The sequence below is a fragment of the Streptomyces sp. Tu 3180 genome, from assembly GCF_009852415.1.
Classification (GTDB): Bacteria; Actinomycetota; Actinomycetes; order Streptomycetales; family Streptomycetaceae; genus Streptomyces.
The window spans coordinates 2,510,644-2,525,442 of sequence record NZ_WOXS01000002.1 but is presented as its reverse complement, the minus strand read 5'-3'; the positions used below and the strand labels follow the sequence as shown (position 1 = coordinate 2,525,442).

Here is a 14,799-nt window from a genome sequence, read left to right as displayed (position 1 = left end):
CCGTCGGCAGACCGGACCGGCCGGTCACCGGCGCCCGTCCGGCGGCAGGTACTGGTAGCCGACCCGGCGCACCGTGCGGATCGCGTCCCGGTGTCCGGCGCCGAGCTTGCGGCGCAGCCGGGCGATGTGGACGTCGACGGTGCGGCCGTCGCCCACGTGGCCGTAGCCCCACACCGTGCCGACCAGGTGCTCGCGGGTGTGCACCCGGCCCGGGTGCGCCACGAGATGCGCCAGCAGCTCGAACTCCAGGTAGGTGAGGTCGAGTTGCCGCCCGTCCACCTCGGCGGAGCGCCGCACGGTGTCGACGCGGATCAGCGGGTCGCCGCCGGGTTCGTCGCCGGCGGCCCCGGCCTGGTCCGGCAGCGCCACCGGGAACGGCGGCTGCTGGTCGGCGGGGACCAGCACCAGGTAGCCGACCATCGGGGGGTGCCCGGGCAGGACGGGCAGGCTGTGCTGCGGCGCGGGCAGCCAGGTGGCGCCCGGCGGCAGCAGGTCCGCGGCGGCCGGCACCGGGCCCCCGACCGCGTTCGGGGAGGAGAGGCCCCGGTCGTCGTCGCGGTCGACGGCACGCAGCCGGTGCCGGGGATGACCGTTCGGGGGGAGGGGCGCGGGGACGGGGGAGGCCGAGGAAAGGGAACGGGGGGTCGCCATGGGACGTCAGCTCTTTCGCGCGAAGGGGTCGTCGCTCGTCGGGTGGGTCGACGGCCGCGCGTTCGTGGCGGGCTCGTCGAGGGACGTACGCGGTTCGCGCCGGGCGAAGGCCGGGGTGTGCGGCTCCTACCGGGCCGGCGCGTTCGACGCGCGACAACACACCCGGTCGAAGTCGTCGTGCTGACGGGAAGGCCAGAAGGGCTCGAGGTCGTGACGACCCGTCACGAGGTACTTCCGGAAGCCGACCATGACCCCATTGAAGCAGACGCCGCCCCCGGCCGGAGCCCCCCTCTCACTGCGTGGACGTGCGGGCGTGGCCCGGACCCGACGCCCCGCCGGCCGTCCCGCGCCTCCGGCCCGGCCCGGACGGCGAGGCCCCGCCGAGGTCCGTGCCCCCGCGGTGGCACGCCCACCGGCAACGCGAGGGGCGCCCACCGTGACGGTGGGCGCCCCTGACGACGAGCGGGACGGATCAGACCTGGCCGGCCTTCTCCAGCGCGGTGCAGCACGTGTCGACCAGCAGGCGGGTCACCACGTACGGGTCGACGTTGGCGTTCGGACGGCGGTCCTCGATGTAGCCCTTGCCGTCCTTCTCGACCTGCCACGGGATGCGCACCGAGGCGCCGCGGTCGGACACGCCGTAGGAGTACTTGTCCCACGGGGCGGTCTCGTGCAGGCCGGTGAGGCGGTCGTCGATGCCGGCGCCGTAGTTCTTGACGTGGTCCAGCGGCTTGGAGCCCTCGCCGAGCGACTCGCACGCGGTGATGATCGCGTCGTAGCCCTCGCGCATCGCCTTGGTGGAGAAGTTGGTGTGCGCGCCCGCGCCGTTCCAGTCGCCCTTGACCGGCTTCGGGTCGAGGGTGGCGGCGATGCCGAAGTCCTCGGCGGTGCGGTAGAGCAGCCAGCGGGCCACCCACAGCTGGTCGGCGACCTCCAGCGGGGCCAGCGGACCGACCTGGAACTCCCACTGGCCGGGCATGACCTCGGCGTTGATGCCGGAGATGCCCAGGCCCGCCTTCAGGCAGTTGTCCAGGTGCGCCTCGACGACGTCACGGCCGAAGATCTCGTCGGAGCCGACACCGCAGTAGTAGCCGCCCTGCGGGGCCGGGAAGCCGCCCTTGGGGAAGCCCAGCGGGTAGGCGTCCTTGAAGAAGGTGTACTCCTGCTCGATGCCGAAGATCGGCTCCTGGGCGGCGAACTTCTCGGCGACCTCGGCCAGCGCGGCGCGGGTGTTGGACTCGTGCGGCGTCATGTCCGTGTTGAGGACCTCGCACAGCACCAGGACGTCGTCACCGCCGCGGATCGGGTCGGGGCAGACGAAGACCGGCTTGAGCACGCAGTCCGAGGCGTGCCCCTTGGCCTGGTTGGTCGAGGACCCGTCGAAGCCCCAGATCGGAAGCTCGCCACCCTTGGCGTCGTCGGCCAGGATCTTCGTCTTGGAACGCAGCTTGGCGGTCGGCTCGGTGCCGTCGATCCAGATGTACTCGGCCTTGAAGCTCACGGTCCACATCCTTCGGGGTGGGTCTGGGCGCTTGTGCGGGTGCTGCGGCGCTGCGGCACTGGGGCGCCGCTCTCGATGCCAGGCAGCGTGTCAACAGGCGATTTCCCGGCCATTGCCCGAATGTGAACCCCGTGTTACCTGACCCTGCTGTGTCCCACTTCACGGCGTGAGCGCGTATGCGCGGGGGCCCGCCGCTCCCGGCCGGGAGCGGCGGGCCCCCGCCGGGGCGGCGGCCGGAGCCGGGGCGTGCGCGCCGCACGCCCCGCCCCCCGAACCGGCCGACGCCCCGGGGAATCCCTGACGAACCCTGAAGGACCCGGGCGTCACCCCACCTTCTCGATCACGGCCCGGCGGATCAGGAACTTGCCGGGCTCCCGGACCTGCTCGAAGGCCGCGTTGTTGAGCAGGACGCAGCTGCCGGACACCGAGGTGACCTCCACCGTCGTGGACTTGTCGTTGTCCAGGTTGGTGACCTTCAGCTTCGTGCCGGCCGGGAACTGGTTGCTGGACGCGGCCGGCGCGCCGCCCTCACCGGAGAGGGTGACGGTGGACCCGTTGCACACCTGCTCGCCGGAGGCCGCCGCGCCCTCACCGCCGGGGTTCTGCGCGGCGTCACCGCCCGCCTCGGCGCCCTCGGCGCCCTCGGCGCCCTGGGCGGGCTGTGAGGGGGCGGGCTGCGAGGGCTGCGCGGTCTGGGAGCCCTGAGCCGACTCCCCCACCGCGCACCCGGACGCCTCCTGCTTGCGCCTGATCTCCTCGATGACCGCCTCGCGGTTGGCGATCCGCGCCTCGGACTGCGCGTCGGGGGCGGCCCGCTGGCCCTCGATGAACCTCTGGTTGTTGCCGAGCGCGGTGGCGAGCCCCTGGCAGACGGTCGAGTCCGCCGCCGCCTTGGTGGTGGGCGTCTGCGCGGCGTTCGACGTGTTCGCCATGACGAAGGCACCGCCTCCCGCCACCGTCGCGGCGCTCACCAGCAGGGCGAGCTTCTTCCTGGGGCCGAGAGTTCTCCTGCGCGACATGCGCGCCTCCTGAAGAGGTAGGGGAGCGTACGCCGCTATGTACGAGATACCGAACGGGGTTGCTCAGCGGTCGGGGCAAGTGGCCGGAGTAACCTGCGTCACACGGCCGCCGAGCTGCCGCGCGTCAGCCGTGCGGGCCGGGGGACCGGCGGGACAGGGCGTCCCGCACCGCGTCCTCCGTGCGGGCCACGACCGCCGTGCCGTCGTCCGCGGTGATGATCGGGCGCTGGATCAGCACGGGGTGCTCGGCGAGCGCCGTGATCCAGCGGTCCCGCGTACCGGCGTCGCGCGCCCACTCCCCGAGCCCGAGCTCCTTCGCGGCGGCCTCCTGGGTGCGGGTGATGTCCCACGGCTCCAGTCCGAGGCGGTCCAGCACCCCGCGGATCTCGTCCTCGCCCGGCACCTCCTCCAGGTAGCGGCGGACGGTGTAGTCGGCGCCCTCGGCGTCGAGCAGGCCGAGGGCGCTGCGGCACTTGGAACAGGCCGGGTTGATCCAGATCTCCATGCCGCACACGGTACGCCCGGGCGGCGCCCCTCCCTCACCGGTGCTCCCGTGCCCGTGCGGCCCCTCGCGGCAAGGGGTCCTCGCCGGCGCCGGCGGGTGGTGTCCCGGCCGCCCGCGGCGGGACCCTCAGGAGGTGCTGCCGCCCGCCGTGCCGGCCGGCGGGCGGTGAAGAACGGACCGGCCCGTACGCGTGGCGCGCGCAGACGAGGAACCCGTCACCGGTCGGCCGCGTCGGCTCGCCCGGCGGCGTCGACCGCACGGACACCGCGCTCGTCACCTCCTGCGCGAAACGAGCCGCCCCGGTGCGCCGAGGACGCGTGCCGGACCGCCCGCGCGCGTCGCCGCGCCGGGCCGTCGTCCTCGGGAGCGGTCACGGCGGGGACGAGCCGGCCGAACCGGCTCTGCTCGAATTTCCGCCGCCCCACGCGCCTCTTGCGGACCGGGCGTGACGGGGCGGTAATTCCCTTGTCCACCTGGGCATTTGCCCGGTCCTCCGGACCTCCGGATGTCAGTGCCGGGCGGTAAACTGGAAGCAGTGTTCGAGGGAATCGCCGGGGTCGTCGTGGATCCCGGCGGGCGCCCCGACCGCGACAGGAGGATGCCCGTGCCCGCTGCCGCACTCAAGCCGAAGCCCCTGCCCACCCAGTCCACCGCCAAGCGCCCCGTCCTGCTGGAGACGCCCTGCGCGCCGGTCGAGAAGCGACCGCTGCCCGCGGGCCGCCCGCGGGAGTGGTACGTCACGCACAACCGCCGGCTCAAGGCGATGCGGCTCGCCATCGCCCTGCTCGACTCCGGCGTCTACCTGCCCGACCAGGCGCGCAACGAGACGATCCGGAGCGCGGCGGAGCTGATCGGCGTGCATCCGCCGTCGGACACCACCTGCCACATGGTGCGCGCGTTCATGCGGTACAACCGCTGACACCCGGCCAGGACCGGAACCGGCCGGCGCCGGGCACCCCGCGGGGCGCCCGGCGCCGGCGCATCGCCGCCGGAGCGGCGCGTGCGTCAGTACGGGCGGTAGCCGACGTACCCGAGGAACACGATCACCGCCGCCACGCAGCCGAGCACCACCGCCGTCGACACCCAGGACGACCGGCCGGACGACGCCGTGTGCTCCGGGTCGGGACGGAACGGGACCGGCCCGGGCGGGTTGTCCCTCCAGCGCGCGGCGAGCATCCGGGCCCGCGCGGACGGCTCCTTGTACTCGGCCCCGTCCGCCCACCTGAGGTCGAACTCCCGCTCCTCGTCGTCCTTCTCGGACATCCCCGTACCCTCTCTCGAACAACAGTGCCGGAACCGATGATCCCCCTCCGCGCCCGCGGGGAGAAGCGTTCCGGACACACCACGGCGCCCCGCCCCCTCCACGGCCCGGGTGGACCGCCCCGCGGGGCCGGGGACGCGGCCGGCGGACGGCCCGCCCCGTGTCACCTCCGCCAGAACAGGTGGTGGGTCATCCCGCTCGGGCTGGGCACGACCTCCAGGTGGAACCGGTCGAGCAGCTCTTCGGGGGACTCCCACAGGCGCAGCCCGGACCCGAGCTTCACCGGAGAGACCGCCACGTGCAGGGTGTCGACGAGGTCGGCGTCGAGGAACTCCCGGACGGTGGTGACCCCGCCGCCGAGCCGGACGTCCTTGCCCCGCGCCGCCTCCCGGGCCTGCTCCAGGACCGCGGCCGGGTCGCCGCCGACGAAGTGGAACGTGGTGTCGGAGAGCGTGAACGACGGACGCGGGTGGTGGGTCATGACGAACACGGGGGTGTGGAACGGGGGCTCCTCCCCCCACCAGCCGCGCCACTCGTGGTCCTGCCAGGGCCCGCGCTGGGGCCCGAACTTGTTGCGGCCCATGATCTCGGCGCCGATGTTGTGCGAGAAGTCCCGGGTGAAGTAGTCGTCGAGGCCCCGGGTGCCCCCGGGGTCGGTGCGCGTGGGCCAGCTGGCCGTGGCGCCGGCCCAGGCGAACAGCCGCTCGGGGGCGACGTGGCCGAAGGGACGCTCGAGGCTCTGTTCCTCGCCGGCCCCGATCCCGTCGCTCGAGACGGTGAAGTTCTGCACTCTCAGTAGCTGGGGCAAGGTTTCCTCCCGGTGATGTCGGCGACGGAGAGGAGACTCCCCGGGTGCCGGAAACTCATCGCCGCTTCCCCCGCCGGCGGCGGGAACCCGGACCAACCGGCGAGGGCCGCCACCCCGGTCACGGGGTGGCGGCCCTCACGGTGCTCCCGGCACCGGGTCGGAACAGCGGCCGGGTGAGGTCCCGCCCGGGTCACCCGGCCCCGTCCGTCACACGTCGAAGTAGAGCTCGAACTCGTGCGGGTGCGGACGCAGCTGCAGCGGGGCGATCTCGTTCGCGCGCTTGAAGTCGATCCACGTCTCGATCAGGTCCGGCGTGAAGACGTCGCCCTGGAGGAGGAACTCGTGGTCGGCCTCGAGGCGGTCGAGGACGGCGCCGAGGGAGGTCGGGACCTGCGCGACGTTGGCGTGCTCCTCGGGGGCCAGCTCGTAGAGGTCCTTGTCGATCGGCTCGGCCGGCTCGATCTTGTTCTTGATGCCGTCCAGGCCCGCGAGCAGCAGGGCCGAGAAGGCCAGGTACGGGTTGCCGGAGGCGTCCGGGGCGCGGAACTCGACGCGCTTGGCCTTCGGGTTCGAACCGGTGATCGGGATGCGCATCGCGGCGGAGCGGTTGCGCTGCGAGTACACCAGGTTCACCGGGGCCTCGAAGCCCGGCACCAGGCGGTGGTAGGAGTTCACCGTCGGGTTGGTGAAGGCCAGCAGCGACGGGGCGTGCTTGAGGATGCCGCCGATGTAGTAGCGGGCCATGTCCGACAGCCCGGCGTAGCCCTGCTCGTCGTAGAACAGCGGCTCGCCGCCCGCCCACAGCGACTGGTGGACGTGCATGCCGGAGCCGTTGTCACCGAAGATCGGCTTCGGCATGAAGGTCGCGGTCTTGCCGTTGCGCCAGGCGACGTTCTTGACGATGTACTTGAAGAGCTGCAGGTCGTCGGCGGCGGCGAGCAGCGTGTTGAACTTGTAGTTGATCTCGGCCTGGCCGGCGGTGCCCACCTCGTGGTGCTGGCGCTCGACCTTCAGGCCGGCCCGGTTCAGCTCCAGGGAGATCTCGGCGCGCAGGTCGGCGAAGTGGTCGACCGGCGGGACCGGGAAGTAGCCGCCCTTGTAGCGGACCTTGTAGCCGCGGTTGTCCTCCAGCGCACCGGTGTTCCAGGCGCCCGCCTCGGAGTCGATGTGGTAGAAGGACTCGTTCTCGGACGTCTTGAAGCGCACGCTGTCGAAGACGTAGAACTCGGCCTCGGGACCGAAGAACGCGGTGTCCGCGATGCCGGTGGAGGCGAGGTAGGCCTCCGCCTTCTTGGCCACGTTGCGCGGGTCGCGGGAGTACTGCTCGCCCGTGATCGGGTCGTGGATGAAGAAGTTGATGTTCAGCGTCTTGTCACGGCGGAACGGGTCGACACGGGCGGTGCTGAGGTCCGCGCGCAGCGCCATGTCGGACTCGTGAATGGCCTGGAAACCACGGATCGAGGATCCGTCGAAGGCCAGCTCCTCGTCCGGGTCGAACGCGTCGACAGGCACCGTGAAGTGCTGCATCACACCCGGGAGGTCGCAGAAGCGGACGTCGACGAACTTGACGTCCTCGTCCGCGATGAACTTCTTGGCCTCGTCGGCGTTCTGGAACATCCAGCTCCTCCTACTCCCGACCGTCCCGCCGGGGTGGTAGATCGTTCGTGCGGCCAGTGCGGGTGGCACACGCTGCACTCGACCCTAGGGACGGGTCATTTCTCGGGCGTGACCCATTTGTTTCGCACGCGTTAACCGGCCCCTTCCCCACGGTAGCCCCGGAACACCCCTGCGTCCCCCGGTCATGTCCGGGCGCAGTACCGTGGACGGGTGGACAACAGGCGAGCAATCGGATCGTGGCTGGCCGGGCCGCGCGCGGCCATGGAAGACGCCGGCGCCGAGTTCGGATACCGGGGCGAGCAGCTGGGGCTGCCGGAGGAGGGGCCGGGCTCCCTCGCCCGGCCGGGCCGCAGGCTCGGCGCCCTCGCCGTGGACTGGTCCCTGTGCGTCCTGATCGCATACGGTCTCATCACCGACGGCTACGACCAGGTGACGGGCAACTGGGCGCTGCTGGTGTTCTTCGTGCTGAGCGTCCTCACCGTCGGCACGGTCGGCTTCACCCCCGGCAAGCGGCTGTTCGGCCTGCGCGTGGTCGCCCTCGGCACCGGCCAGGTCAGCCCGGGCCGCGGCCTGCTGCGCTCGGCCCTGCTCTGCCTCGCCGTCCCCGCCCTGATCTGGGACCGCGACGGCCGCGGCCTGCACGACCGGCTCGCCCGCACGGTCGAGGTGCGGATCTGACGCGCACCCGCCCACGCGCACGTGGAGGGGGCGCCCGGAGTGATCCGGGCGCCCCCTCCACGTGCGCGTGCCTGCGGGGTCTCAGCGGCCCCTCGGTCCGCCCTTCGGGAGCTTCATGCCCTTGGGCATCGGCCCCTTGGGCAGCGGCATGTTGCTCATCAGGTCGCCCAGGGCGCGCAGCCGGTCGTTGGTCGCGGTGACCTGCGGGCCGGTGAGGACGCGGGGCAGCTTGAGCATGGTGGTGCGCAGCTTCTTCAGCTCGACCTGGTCCTCGCCCGTGCCCACGATCAGGTCGTGCACCGGGACGTCCGCGACGATGCGGTTCATCCGCTTCTTCTCCGCCGCGAGCAGGCTCTTCACCCGGTTCGGGTTGCCCTCGGCGACCAGCACGATGCCGGCCTTGCCGACCGCGCGGTGCACCACGTCCTGGTTGCGGTTCATCGCCACCGCGGGGGTGGTCGTCCAGCCCCGGCCGATGTTGTCGAGCACGGCCGTGGCGGCGCCCGGCTGTCCCTCCATCTGCCCGAAGGCGGCCCGCTCGGCCCGGCGCCCGAACACGATCGCCGTCGCGAGGAAGGCGAGCAGGAAGCCCAGGATGCCGAGATAGATGGGGTGACCGATCAAGAAACCGATCGCGAGGAAGACACCGAAGGTGACGATTCCGACAGCCGCGAGCACAAGACCGATCTTCTTGTCGGCCCTGCGGGTCATCTTGTAGGTCAGGGCGATCTGCTTCAGTCGCCCGGGGTTCGCAGCGTCCGCTGCGGTTTCCTTCCTCGCCATGCCACGAAGTCTACGTGCCCCGGGAAGCGCGGACGACGGCAGTGCCCGGGGGAAGTGCGGGGCACGGGGAACGGCGGGCCCGCGGCCGGGTGCCGGGGGAGCGGGAGCCGGTGGTCAGGGGCGGACGGTCAGGGGCGGCACCTGGGCCGTCTGCTCGAGGACGCGCTGCGCCTCGACCCGGTCCCTGGCGCGACGGCGGTCCTCCAGGACCGACGTCCAGGCGTTGCGGCGGGCGGTGCGCTGACCGCCGCTCATGAGCAGCGCCTCGACGGCGCGCAGTGCGGTGGTGAAGGACGGGATGGCGGTGGCGCGGACGGGAGCGGCCTGCATGGCGGAGGTCCCCCTCAGTCTCCGGGTACGGGTGTACGTGGTGTGATTCCAGGGTCACTGATTGGTGTTACCAGGGCGTGACCGACCGGTCAAACAGGCGTGAAGCCCGGTGGGCGGGGCCGGAACGCGGACGCGGCCCCGACCGCTGCCCTCATCTGCGAGGACGGTCGGGACCGCGTGCTCTCGGCCATTACCAGCCGGTAGGTCCTTGTGCGTGAATTCACACGTCACGCCGCCCGGTGCGGGGCGGGCCCGGTGACGCCGTGTCAGACGGCCTGGGAGGCCACGTACGCGCCCCGCTTCTCGACGGCCATCTGGTACAGGCGGCCGGCGCGGTACGAGGAGCGGACCAGCGGGCCGGACATCACGCCGGAGAAGCCGATCTGCTCGGCCTCCTCCTTCAGCTCCACGAACTCGGCCGGCTTCACCCAGCGCTCGACGGGGTGGTGGCGCACCGACGGGCGCAGGTACTGCGTGATGGTGACCAGCTCGCAGCCGGCGTCGTGCAGCTGCCTCAGCGCCTCGCTGACCTCCTCGCGGGTCTCGCCCATGCCGAGGATCAGGTTGGACTTGGTGACCAGGCCGTAGTCGCGGGCCTCGGTGATCACCTTCAGGGAGCGCTCGTAGCGGAAGCCGGGGCGGATCCGCTTGAAGATCCGGGGCACGGTCTCGACGTTGTGCGCGAAGACCTCGGGGCGCGAGGAGAAGACCTCCTCGAGCTGTTCGGGGACCGCGTTGAAGTCGGGGGCGAGCAGCTCGACCTTGGTGCGGCCGGCCTCCCGGTCCGCCGTCTGCGCGTGGATCTGGCGCACGGTCTCGGCGTACAGCCAGGCGCCGCCGTCCTCCAGGTCGTCGCGGGCGACGCCGGTGATGGTGGCGTAGTTCAGGTCCATGGTGACCACGGACTCGCCCACGCGGCGCGGCTCGTCACGGTCGAGGGCCTCGGGCTTGCCCGTGTCGATCTGGCAGAAGTCGCAGCGCCGGGTGCACTGGTCGCCGCCGATGAGGAAGGTCGCCTCGCGGTCCTCCCAGCACTCGTAGATGTTCGGACAGCCGGCTTCCTGGCAGACCGTGTGCAGGCCCTCGCTCTTGACGAGGCTCTGCATCTTGGAGTACTCGGGACCCATTTTCGCCCGGGTCTTGATCCACTCGGGCTTGCGCTCGATGGGGGTCTGGCTGTTGCGGACCTCCAGGCGCAGCATCTTGCGTCCGTCGGGTGCGACTGCGGACACGTCGGCTCCCTAGCTTCGATTCTTCGGCGTACACCAGGGTACGCCCGGGTTTGATGGGCCCGGCGTGAGGCCGACCTCCGAGAGCCGGCGCCCGTTCCCCTCGGTCAGGCGGTCGCCCGCTCGATCTCCCGCGGCTTCAGCTCCGCGTTCTCCAGGACGTCCCGCAGGTGCCGCTCCACGACCGGCAGCACCTCGTCGACGGTGACGTCGCGGCCCAGCTCGTTCGCCAGCGAGGTGACGCCCGCGTCGCGGATGCCGCACGGGATGATCCGGTCGAACCACTGGTTGTCGGGGTTCACGTTCAGCGAGAAGCCGTGCATGGTGACGCCCTTGGCCACGCGGATGCCGATCGCGGCGATCTTGCGGTCCTCGCGGCGCTGCCCGGCGTTGGACGGCGCGTACTCCGGGCCGTTGAGCCGGGGGTCGAACTCCTCGTCGTTCAGCCGGGGGTCGAAGTCCAGGGAGAGGCCCGCCCGTCGCCCGCCGCCGCCCTCGGCCGAAGCGCTGCGCGCCGCCCCTCCGTATTGCGCCGGGCGCCGCTCGACCGGGTCGCCCAGCACCCACACCCCGCTGCGGCCCTCGACCCGGGTGGTCTCCAGGCCGAACTCCGCGCAGGTGCGGATCAGCGCCTCCTCCAGCCGCCGGACGTGCGCGACCACGTCCACCGGGCGGGGCAGCTTCTGGATCGGGTAGCCCACCAGCTGGCCGGGACCGTGCCAGGTGATCTTGCCGCCGCGGTCCACGTCGATGACCGGGGTGCCGTCGAGGGGGCGCTCGCCGTCCTCGGTGCGCCGGCCGGCCGTGTAGACCGGGGGGTGCTCCAGGAGGATCACGGTGTCGGGGACCTCGTCGGCGAACCGCGCCGCGTGCACCCGGCGCTGCTCGTCCCACGCCACCCGATAGTCCACGGCCTCGGCCCCGAAGCCCATCCGGACGAACCGCAACTCACTCACGGCAAGCGCCTCCCTAGAAGGTCGTCAGGCGCGAAAGGCGCCCACGCCACTGTACGACCGTACGACCGGCGGGGAAGAGGCGGCCGTGGGGGGCCGGGGACGGCTCGGCGGACGCGCCCTCACCTGTCAGCTTTTGGATCATTCCTCACACGATCGAATGAATGTCTGCCGATATGTGCGACCGGTTGCTCACTCTCCGCTACATTCGCGCCGTCCATGAGGCCATAAGGGCTGCTCACAGGCGACCGGGGACACCGTGAGCCGGAAGGCAGGAGACCGCACCGCAGATGACGGAACGACCCGCGCAGCGCACCCCCAACCGACAGCTCGCCGCGCTCATCGCAGAAGCGGGGTTCTCCAACGCGGGACTCGCCCGTCGCGTGGACCAGCTCGGTCTCGAACACGGGCTCGACCTGAGATACGACAAGACGTCCGTCACCCGCTGGCTGCGCGGACAGCAGCCGCGGGGCACCACCCCGGCGCTCATCGCCGAGGTCTTCACCCGGCGCCTCGGCCGGCGCCTGACCGCCCAGGACCTCGGCCTGGACGCCTGCGCCCCCGTGTACGCGGGCCTGGAGTTCGCCGCCACCCCCGAGGAGGCCGTCGACATCGTCAGCGGGCTGTGGCGCAAGGACTCCGGGAGCCACGCCGAACTGCGCAAGATCGCCTTCACCTCCGCGGGGCTCGTCGTCCCCAGCCGGGACTGGCTCATCGGCCGCGCGGACGAGAAGGTGGCCCGCGCCGAGCCGCCGGTCCGCGTCCCCGCCCAGGGCCGCCCGTCCTCCCGCCCCCCGGGCCCGCCGGAACCCGGCGCCCGCCGGCGGGGTACGGCCGAACGCGGCCCCGGCCAGCGGGTCACCGGCGGCGACATCGCCGCGCTGCGCTCGGTCGGCGAGCTGTTCCGCACCCTCGACGACGCCTACGGCGGCGGCCACGCCCGCCAGGCCCTGGTGCGCTACCTGGAGCACGAGTGCGAGCCGATGCTGCGCGGCACCTACGGCGAGCAGACCGGCCGGCGCCTGTTCGCGGCCGTCGCCGAGCTGACCCGGCTGGCCGGCTGGACCTCGTACGACATCGCCGCGCACGGGCTCGCCCAGCGCTACTTCGTGCAGGCGCTCCGGCTCGCGCAGGCGGCCGGGGACCGGGCCTACGGCGCGTACGTGCTCGTCACCATGAGCCGGCAGGCCGTCTACCTCGGCCACGGGCGGGAGGCCGTACAGCTCGCGCGGGTCGCCCAGCAGGGCGCGGGGGGCTCCGCGCCGCCCGTGGTCCAGGCGCTGCTGCACGCCGCCGAGGCGCGCGGGCACGCGGTGCTCGGCGAGGTGCGGGCCTGCACCGCCGCGCTGGCGCGCGCCGAGCGCGCCCTGGAGAGCGCCCGGACCGGCGACGAGGTGCCGCACTGGGCGCGCTGCTTCGACGAGGCGCAGCTCGCCGACGAGTTCGGGCACTGCCACCGGGACCTCCAGCAGTTCCGCGCCGCCGCCCAGCACGCGGAGCGCTCCCTGCGGCTGCGCGCCCCGGGCCACGCCCGCAGCCGCCTGTTCTGCCGGGTGGTCCTGGCCACCGCCCGCCTCGGCCTGGGCGAGCTCGACCAGGCCTGCCAGCTCGCCGCCGAGGCGGCCGGGCAGGCGGCGGAGATGCGGTCCGTGCGGGCGGTGGAGTACGTCCGGGACTTCGAACGCCGGCTGGAGCCCTACCGCGACGCGGCCCCCGTGCGCACCTACCGCGACAAGGTCGCGGCCTACGGCTGACCCGCCCGCGGGCCGGAGGGGATCCGGCCCGCGGGGCCGCCGCGGGCGTCAGGCCGTTCGCGGTCCGGCGGTCCGCGGTCAGGCCGCCCGTGCCGTCGGCAGGGGGTCCGCCGTGTGCAGGGGCCGGTCCGTGCCCAGGTCCGCGAGGATCGCGGCCGAGGCGCGGTGGGCCGAGTGCAGCGCGCCCTGGACCGTGCCGGTGTCCCGGTGGTCGCCGCACACGTACAGGCCCGCCAGCAGCCGCACCGGACGGCGCAGATCGTGCGGGGGCCGCATGGCGGGCACCGCCTCGGCGGTGTGGTGCACGGCGAGGGTCTCCCAGCGCGCGGTCGACGTCCCGTACAGCCGGGCCAGGTGCACGCGCACGGCCGTGTCCACCCGGTCCGGGGGCGGGCCCAGGACCGTCGAGGACACCAGCGTGCGGCCGGCCGGCGCGCGGGTCGGGTCGACCCGGCTGGCCACCGCCGTGTGCGCGACCGGGCCGCCCCGGTCGGCGTCGAGCAGCAGCGAGGCGCCGGTCGCGGGCGGCTCGTCGGTCGTGTGGTGCACCACCGTCACCGGGTGGAAGTCCGGTACGCGCAGGCCGGGCAGCAGCTCGGCGGCGGCGCGTGCGTCGGTGGCGATCAGCACCGCACGGCAGCGGAACTCGCCGTGCTCCGCGGTGGTCACCGAGGTCGTCGAGACGGCGGTGACCCTGACCCCCGTGTGCACCGTGCCCGGCGGCAGCGTCCGGGCCAGCTGCTCGGGCAGCGCCTCGGCGCCGCCCTCCGGCAGGCACAGCCGCCCGCTCGCGAAGGCCCGCAGCGCGAGGTCCGCGCACCGGCTGGAGGTGGTGAGGTCCGGGTCGCACAGCAGGGCGGCGAGCAGCGGACGCAGGAAACCGTCGATGGTGCGGGCGGGCAGGCCCCGGGCCACCAGGGCCTCGGCGGCGGTCGACTCCGGCCGGGCCAGCAGCCGTTCCACGGGGGTGTCCGCCAGCTTCGTGAACGCCGCGCCCAGGCGGGCCCGGTCGACCGCCGTGCCCAGCGGGGCGCCGGTGCGGCCGCGCGGTACGGACACCTGCCGTCCGGGCACGGCCACCGGCCTGCGCGGGCCGGGAGCCGGCCGTGGGACGCTCGCCAGGGCGCGCACCGCGTGGAGCGCGCCCCGTGCGCTGCGGGTACTCCCGGCGGCCCTTCCGTCCCGTGCCCCGGCCCGCACGCCCGCGCGGTGGTGACGTCCGTCGCTGTGCAGCAGGACGCCGGGCGCGAAGGGGTGCAGGACGAGCCCGTCGAGGCCCGGGGTCAGCCGTAGTTCGGGATACGCCGTGGACAGCGGCCGTCCGATTCTGTCGAGCCGGAAGCCGTCGACCTTCTCGGTCGTCATGCGGCCGCCCACCCCGGGGGCGGCCTCCAGGACCACGGTGGTGACTCCTGCGCTGGTCAGCCGTCGCGCCGCGGAGAGTCCGGCGACCCCGGCTCCCACCACGACGACGTCCGCCTGGTACGTGGGCTCAAGCACGTGCCCCTCCTCGAGGTTGCGCGGGCGCTGGAGACGTCATGCCCTCAACAGCCCCTAGGAATACCCGAGTTCTGCTCGAGGTTAAGTCCGTGATCGGGCGCGGTCAGTCGCGCATCGACAGAGCACGGGCGCACGACGGTCGCATACGCGCGCCGGGTGAGCACGATGTGGTCGCAGAGGGGTCAGTTCCGTGCGGATCGCGGTCACGCG

15 protein-coding genes are annotated in these 14,799 nt (G+C 73.1%); 3 read left to right on the top strand and 12 right to left on the bottom strand.

Annotated features, from left to right (window positions below):
- Positions 1-24 precede the first annotated feature (24 nt).
- The 4 genes from GL259_RS12310 to GL259_RS12290 all read right to left on the bottom strand — a co-directional run bounded on the left by GL259_RS12310 (position 25) and on the right by GL259_RS12290 (position 3,676).
- The gene (locus tag GL259_RS12310; protein WP_159532046.1) at positions 25-651 is read right to left on the bottom strand and encodes a winged helix-turn-helix domain-containing protein; all 627 of its coding nucleotides are present in this window, start codon (positions 649-651) and stop codon (positions 25-27) included.
- A gap of 472 nt (positions 652-1,123) precedes the next feature.
- Complete coding sequence (gene glnII, locus GL259_RS12300; RefSeq protein WP_159532042.1) at positions 1,124-2,152, bottom strand: glutamine synthetase; 1,029 nt, start codon at positions 2,150-2,152, stop codon at positions 1,124-1,126.
- Positions 2,153-2,475: 323 nt separating this feature from the next.
- A complete protein-coding gene (locus tag GL259_RS12295) occupies positions 2,476-3,171 on the bottom strand; it encodes a hypothetical protein (protein WP_159532040.1) in 696 nt (231 codons plus the stop codon).
- 124 nt (positions 3,172-3,295) lie between these two features.
- Positions 3,296-3,676 (bottom strand): arsenate reductase family protein, encoded by a 381-nt coding sequence (locus GL259_RS12290; RefSeq protein WP_208026464.1) that lies wholly within the window; start codon positions 3,674-3,676, stop codon positions 3,296-3,298.
- Positions 3,677-4,280: 604 nt separating this feature from the next.
- Between GL259_RS12290 and GL259_RS12285 the strand changes: the two genes are divergently transcribed.
- Entirely contained in the window at positions 4,281-4,595 is a 315-nt protein-coding gene (locus GL259_RS12285) for a hypothetical protein (protein WP_159538577.1), read from the top strand.
- A gap of 86 nt (positions 4,596-4,681) precedes the next feature.
- On the opposite strand, the gene GL259_RS12280 is transcribed toward GL259_RS12285, so the two are convergent.
- From GL259_RS12280 to glnA, 3 genes are all read right to left on the bottom strand, one after another.
- A complete protein-coding gene (locus tag GL259_RS12280; protein ID WP_159532036.1) occupies positions 4,682-4,939 on the bottom strand; it encodes a hypothetical protein in 258 nt (85 codons plus the stop codon).
- Positions 4,940-5,100: 161 nt separating this feature from the next.
- Positions 5,101-5,745, bottom strand: coding sequence for a dihydrofolate reductase family protein (locus GL259_RS12275; protein WP_159532034.1), 645 nt, complete (start codon positions 5,743-5,745; stop codon positions 5,101-5,103).
- Positions 5,746-5,952: 207 nt separating this feature from the next.
- Positions 5,953-7,362, bottom strand: a complete 1,410-nt coding sequence (glnA, locus tag GL259_RS12270) for a type I glutamate--ammonia ligase (protein WP_159532032.1) — start codon at positions 7,360-7,362, stop codon at positions 5,953-5,955.
- Between the two features lie 210 nt (positions 7,363-7,572).
- Here glnA and GL259_RS12265 point away from each other — a divergent pair, with 210 nt between their 5' ends.
- On the top strand, positions 7,573-8,040 hold the full coding sequence (locus GL259_RS12265; protein WP_159532030.1) for an RDD family protein: 468 nt from the start codon (positions 7,573-7,575) through the stop codon (positions 8,038-8,040).
- Between the two features lie 81 nt (positions 8,041-8,121).
- Here the strand turns inward: GL259_RS12265 and GL259_RS12260 are convergent, their stop codons facing one another.
- From GL259_RS12260 to lipB, 4 genes are all read right to left on the bottom strand, one after another.
- Positions 8,122-8,823 (bottom strand): DUF4191 domain-containing protein, encoded by a 702-nt coding sequence (locus GL259_RS12260; protein WP_159532028.1) that lies wholly within the window; start codon positions 8,821-8,823, stop codon positions 8,122-8,124.
- Between the two features lie 114 nt (positions 8,824-8,937).
- Positions 8,938-9,153, bottom strand: coding sequence for a hypothetical protein (locus GL259_RS12255; RefSeq protein ID WP_159532026.1), 216 nt, complete (start codon positions 9,151-9,153; stop codon positions 8,938-8,940).
- A gap of 266 nt (positions 9,154-9,419) precedes the next feature.
- On the bottom strand, positions 9,420-10,385 hold the full coding sequence (gene lipA / locus GL259_RS12250; protein ID WP_159532024.1) for a lipoyl synthase: 966 nt from the start codon (positions 10,383-10,385) through the stop codon (positions 9,420-9,422).
- Between the two features lie 104 nt (positions 10,386-10,489).
- Positions 10,490-11,338, bottom strand: a complete 849-nt coding sequence (gene lipB / locus GL259_RS12245) for a lipoyl(octanoyl) transferase LipB (protein ID WP_159532022.1) — start codon at positions 11,336-11,338, stop codon at positions 10,490-10,492.
- 287 nt (positions 11,339-11,625) lie between these two features.
- Between lipB and GL259_RS12240 the strand changes: the two genes are divergently transcribed.
- Positions 11,626-13,089, top strand: a complete 1,464-nt coding sequence (locus GL259_RS12240; protein WP_159532021.1) for a regulator — start codon at positions 11,626-11,628, stop codon at positions 13,087-13,089.
- A gap of 78 nt (positions 13,090-13,167) precedes the next feature.
- Here the strand turns inward: GL259_RS12240 and GL259_RS12235 are convergent, their stop codons facing one another.
- Positions 13,168-14,589, bottom strand: coding sequence for an NAD(P)/FAD-dependent oxidoreductase (locus GL259_RS12235; RefSeq protein ID WP_159532019.1), 1,422 nt, complete (start codon positions 14,587-14,589; stop codon positions 13,168-13,170).
- Between the last annotated feature and the right edge of the window lie 210 nt (positions 14,590-14,799).

Bases quoted from the DNA above. Each gene is read 5' to 3' on its own strand.
- GL259_RS12310 (WP_159532046.1), bottom strand. From the start codon at position 651: ATGGCGACCCCCCGTTCCCTTTCCTCGGCCTCCCCCGTCCCCGCGCCC.
- GL259_RS12295 (WP_159532040.1), bottom strand. From the start codon at position 3,171: ATGTCGCGCAGGAGAACTCTCGGCCCCAGGAAGAAGCTCGCCCTGCTG.
- GL259_RS12290 (WP_208026464.1), bottom strand. From the start codon at position 3,676: ATGGAGATCTGGATCAACCCGGCCTGTTCCAAGTGCCGCAGCGCCCTC.
- GL259_RS12280 (WP_159532036.1), bottom strand. From the start codon at position 4,939: ATGTCCGAGAAGGACGACGAGGAGCGGGAGTTCGACCTCAGGTGGGCG.
- glnA (WP_159532032.1), bottom strand. From the start codon at position 7,362: ATGTTCCAGAACGCCGACGAGGCCAAGAAGTTCATCGCGGACGAGGAC.
- GL259_RS12260 (WP_159532028.1), bottom strand. From the start codon at position 8,823: ATGGCGAGGAAGGAAACCGCAGCGGACGCTGCGAACCCCGGGCGACTG.
- GL259_RS12255 (WP_159532026.1), bottom strand. From the start codon at position 9,153: ATGCAGGCCGCTCCCGTCCGCGCCACCGCCATCCCGTCCTTCACCACC.
- GL259_RS12240 (WP_159532021.1), top strand. From the start codon at position 11,626: ATGACGGAACGACCCGCGCAGCGCACCCCCAACCGACAGCTCGCCGCG.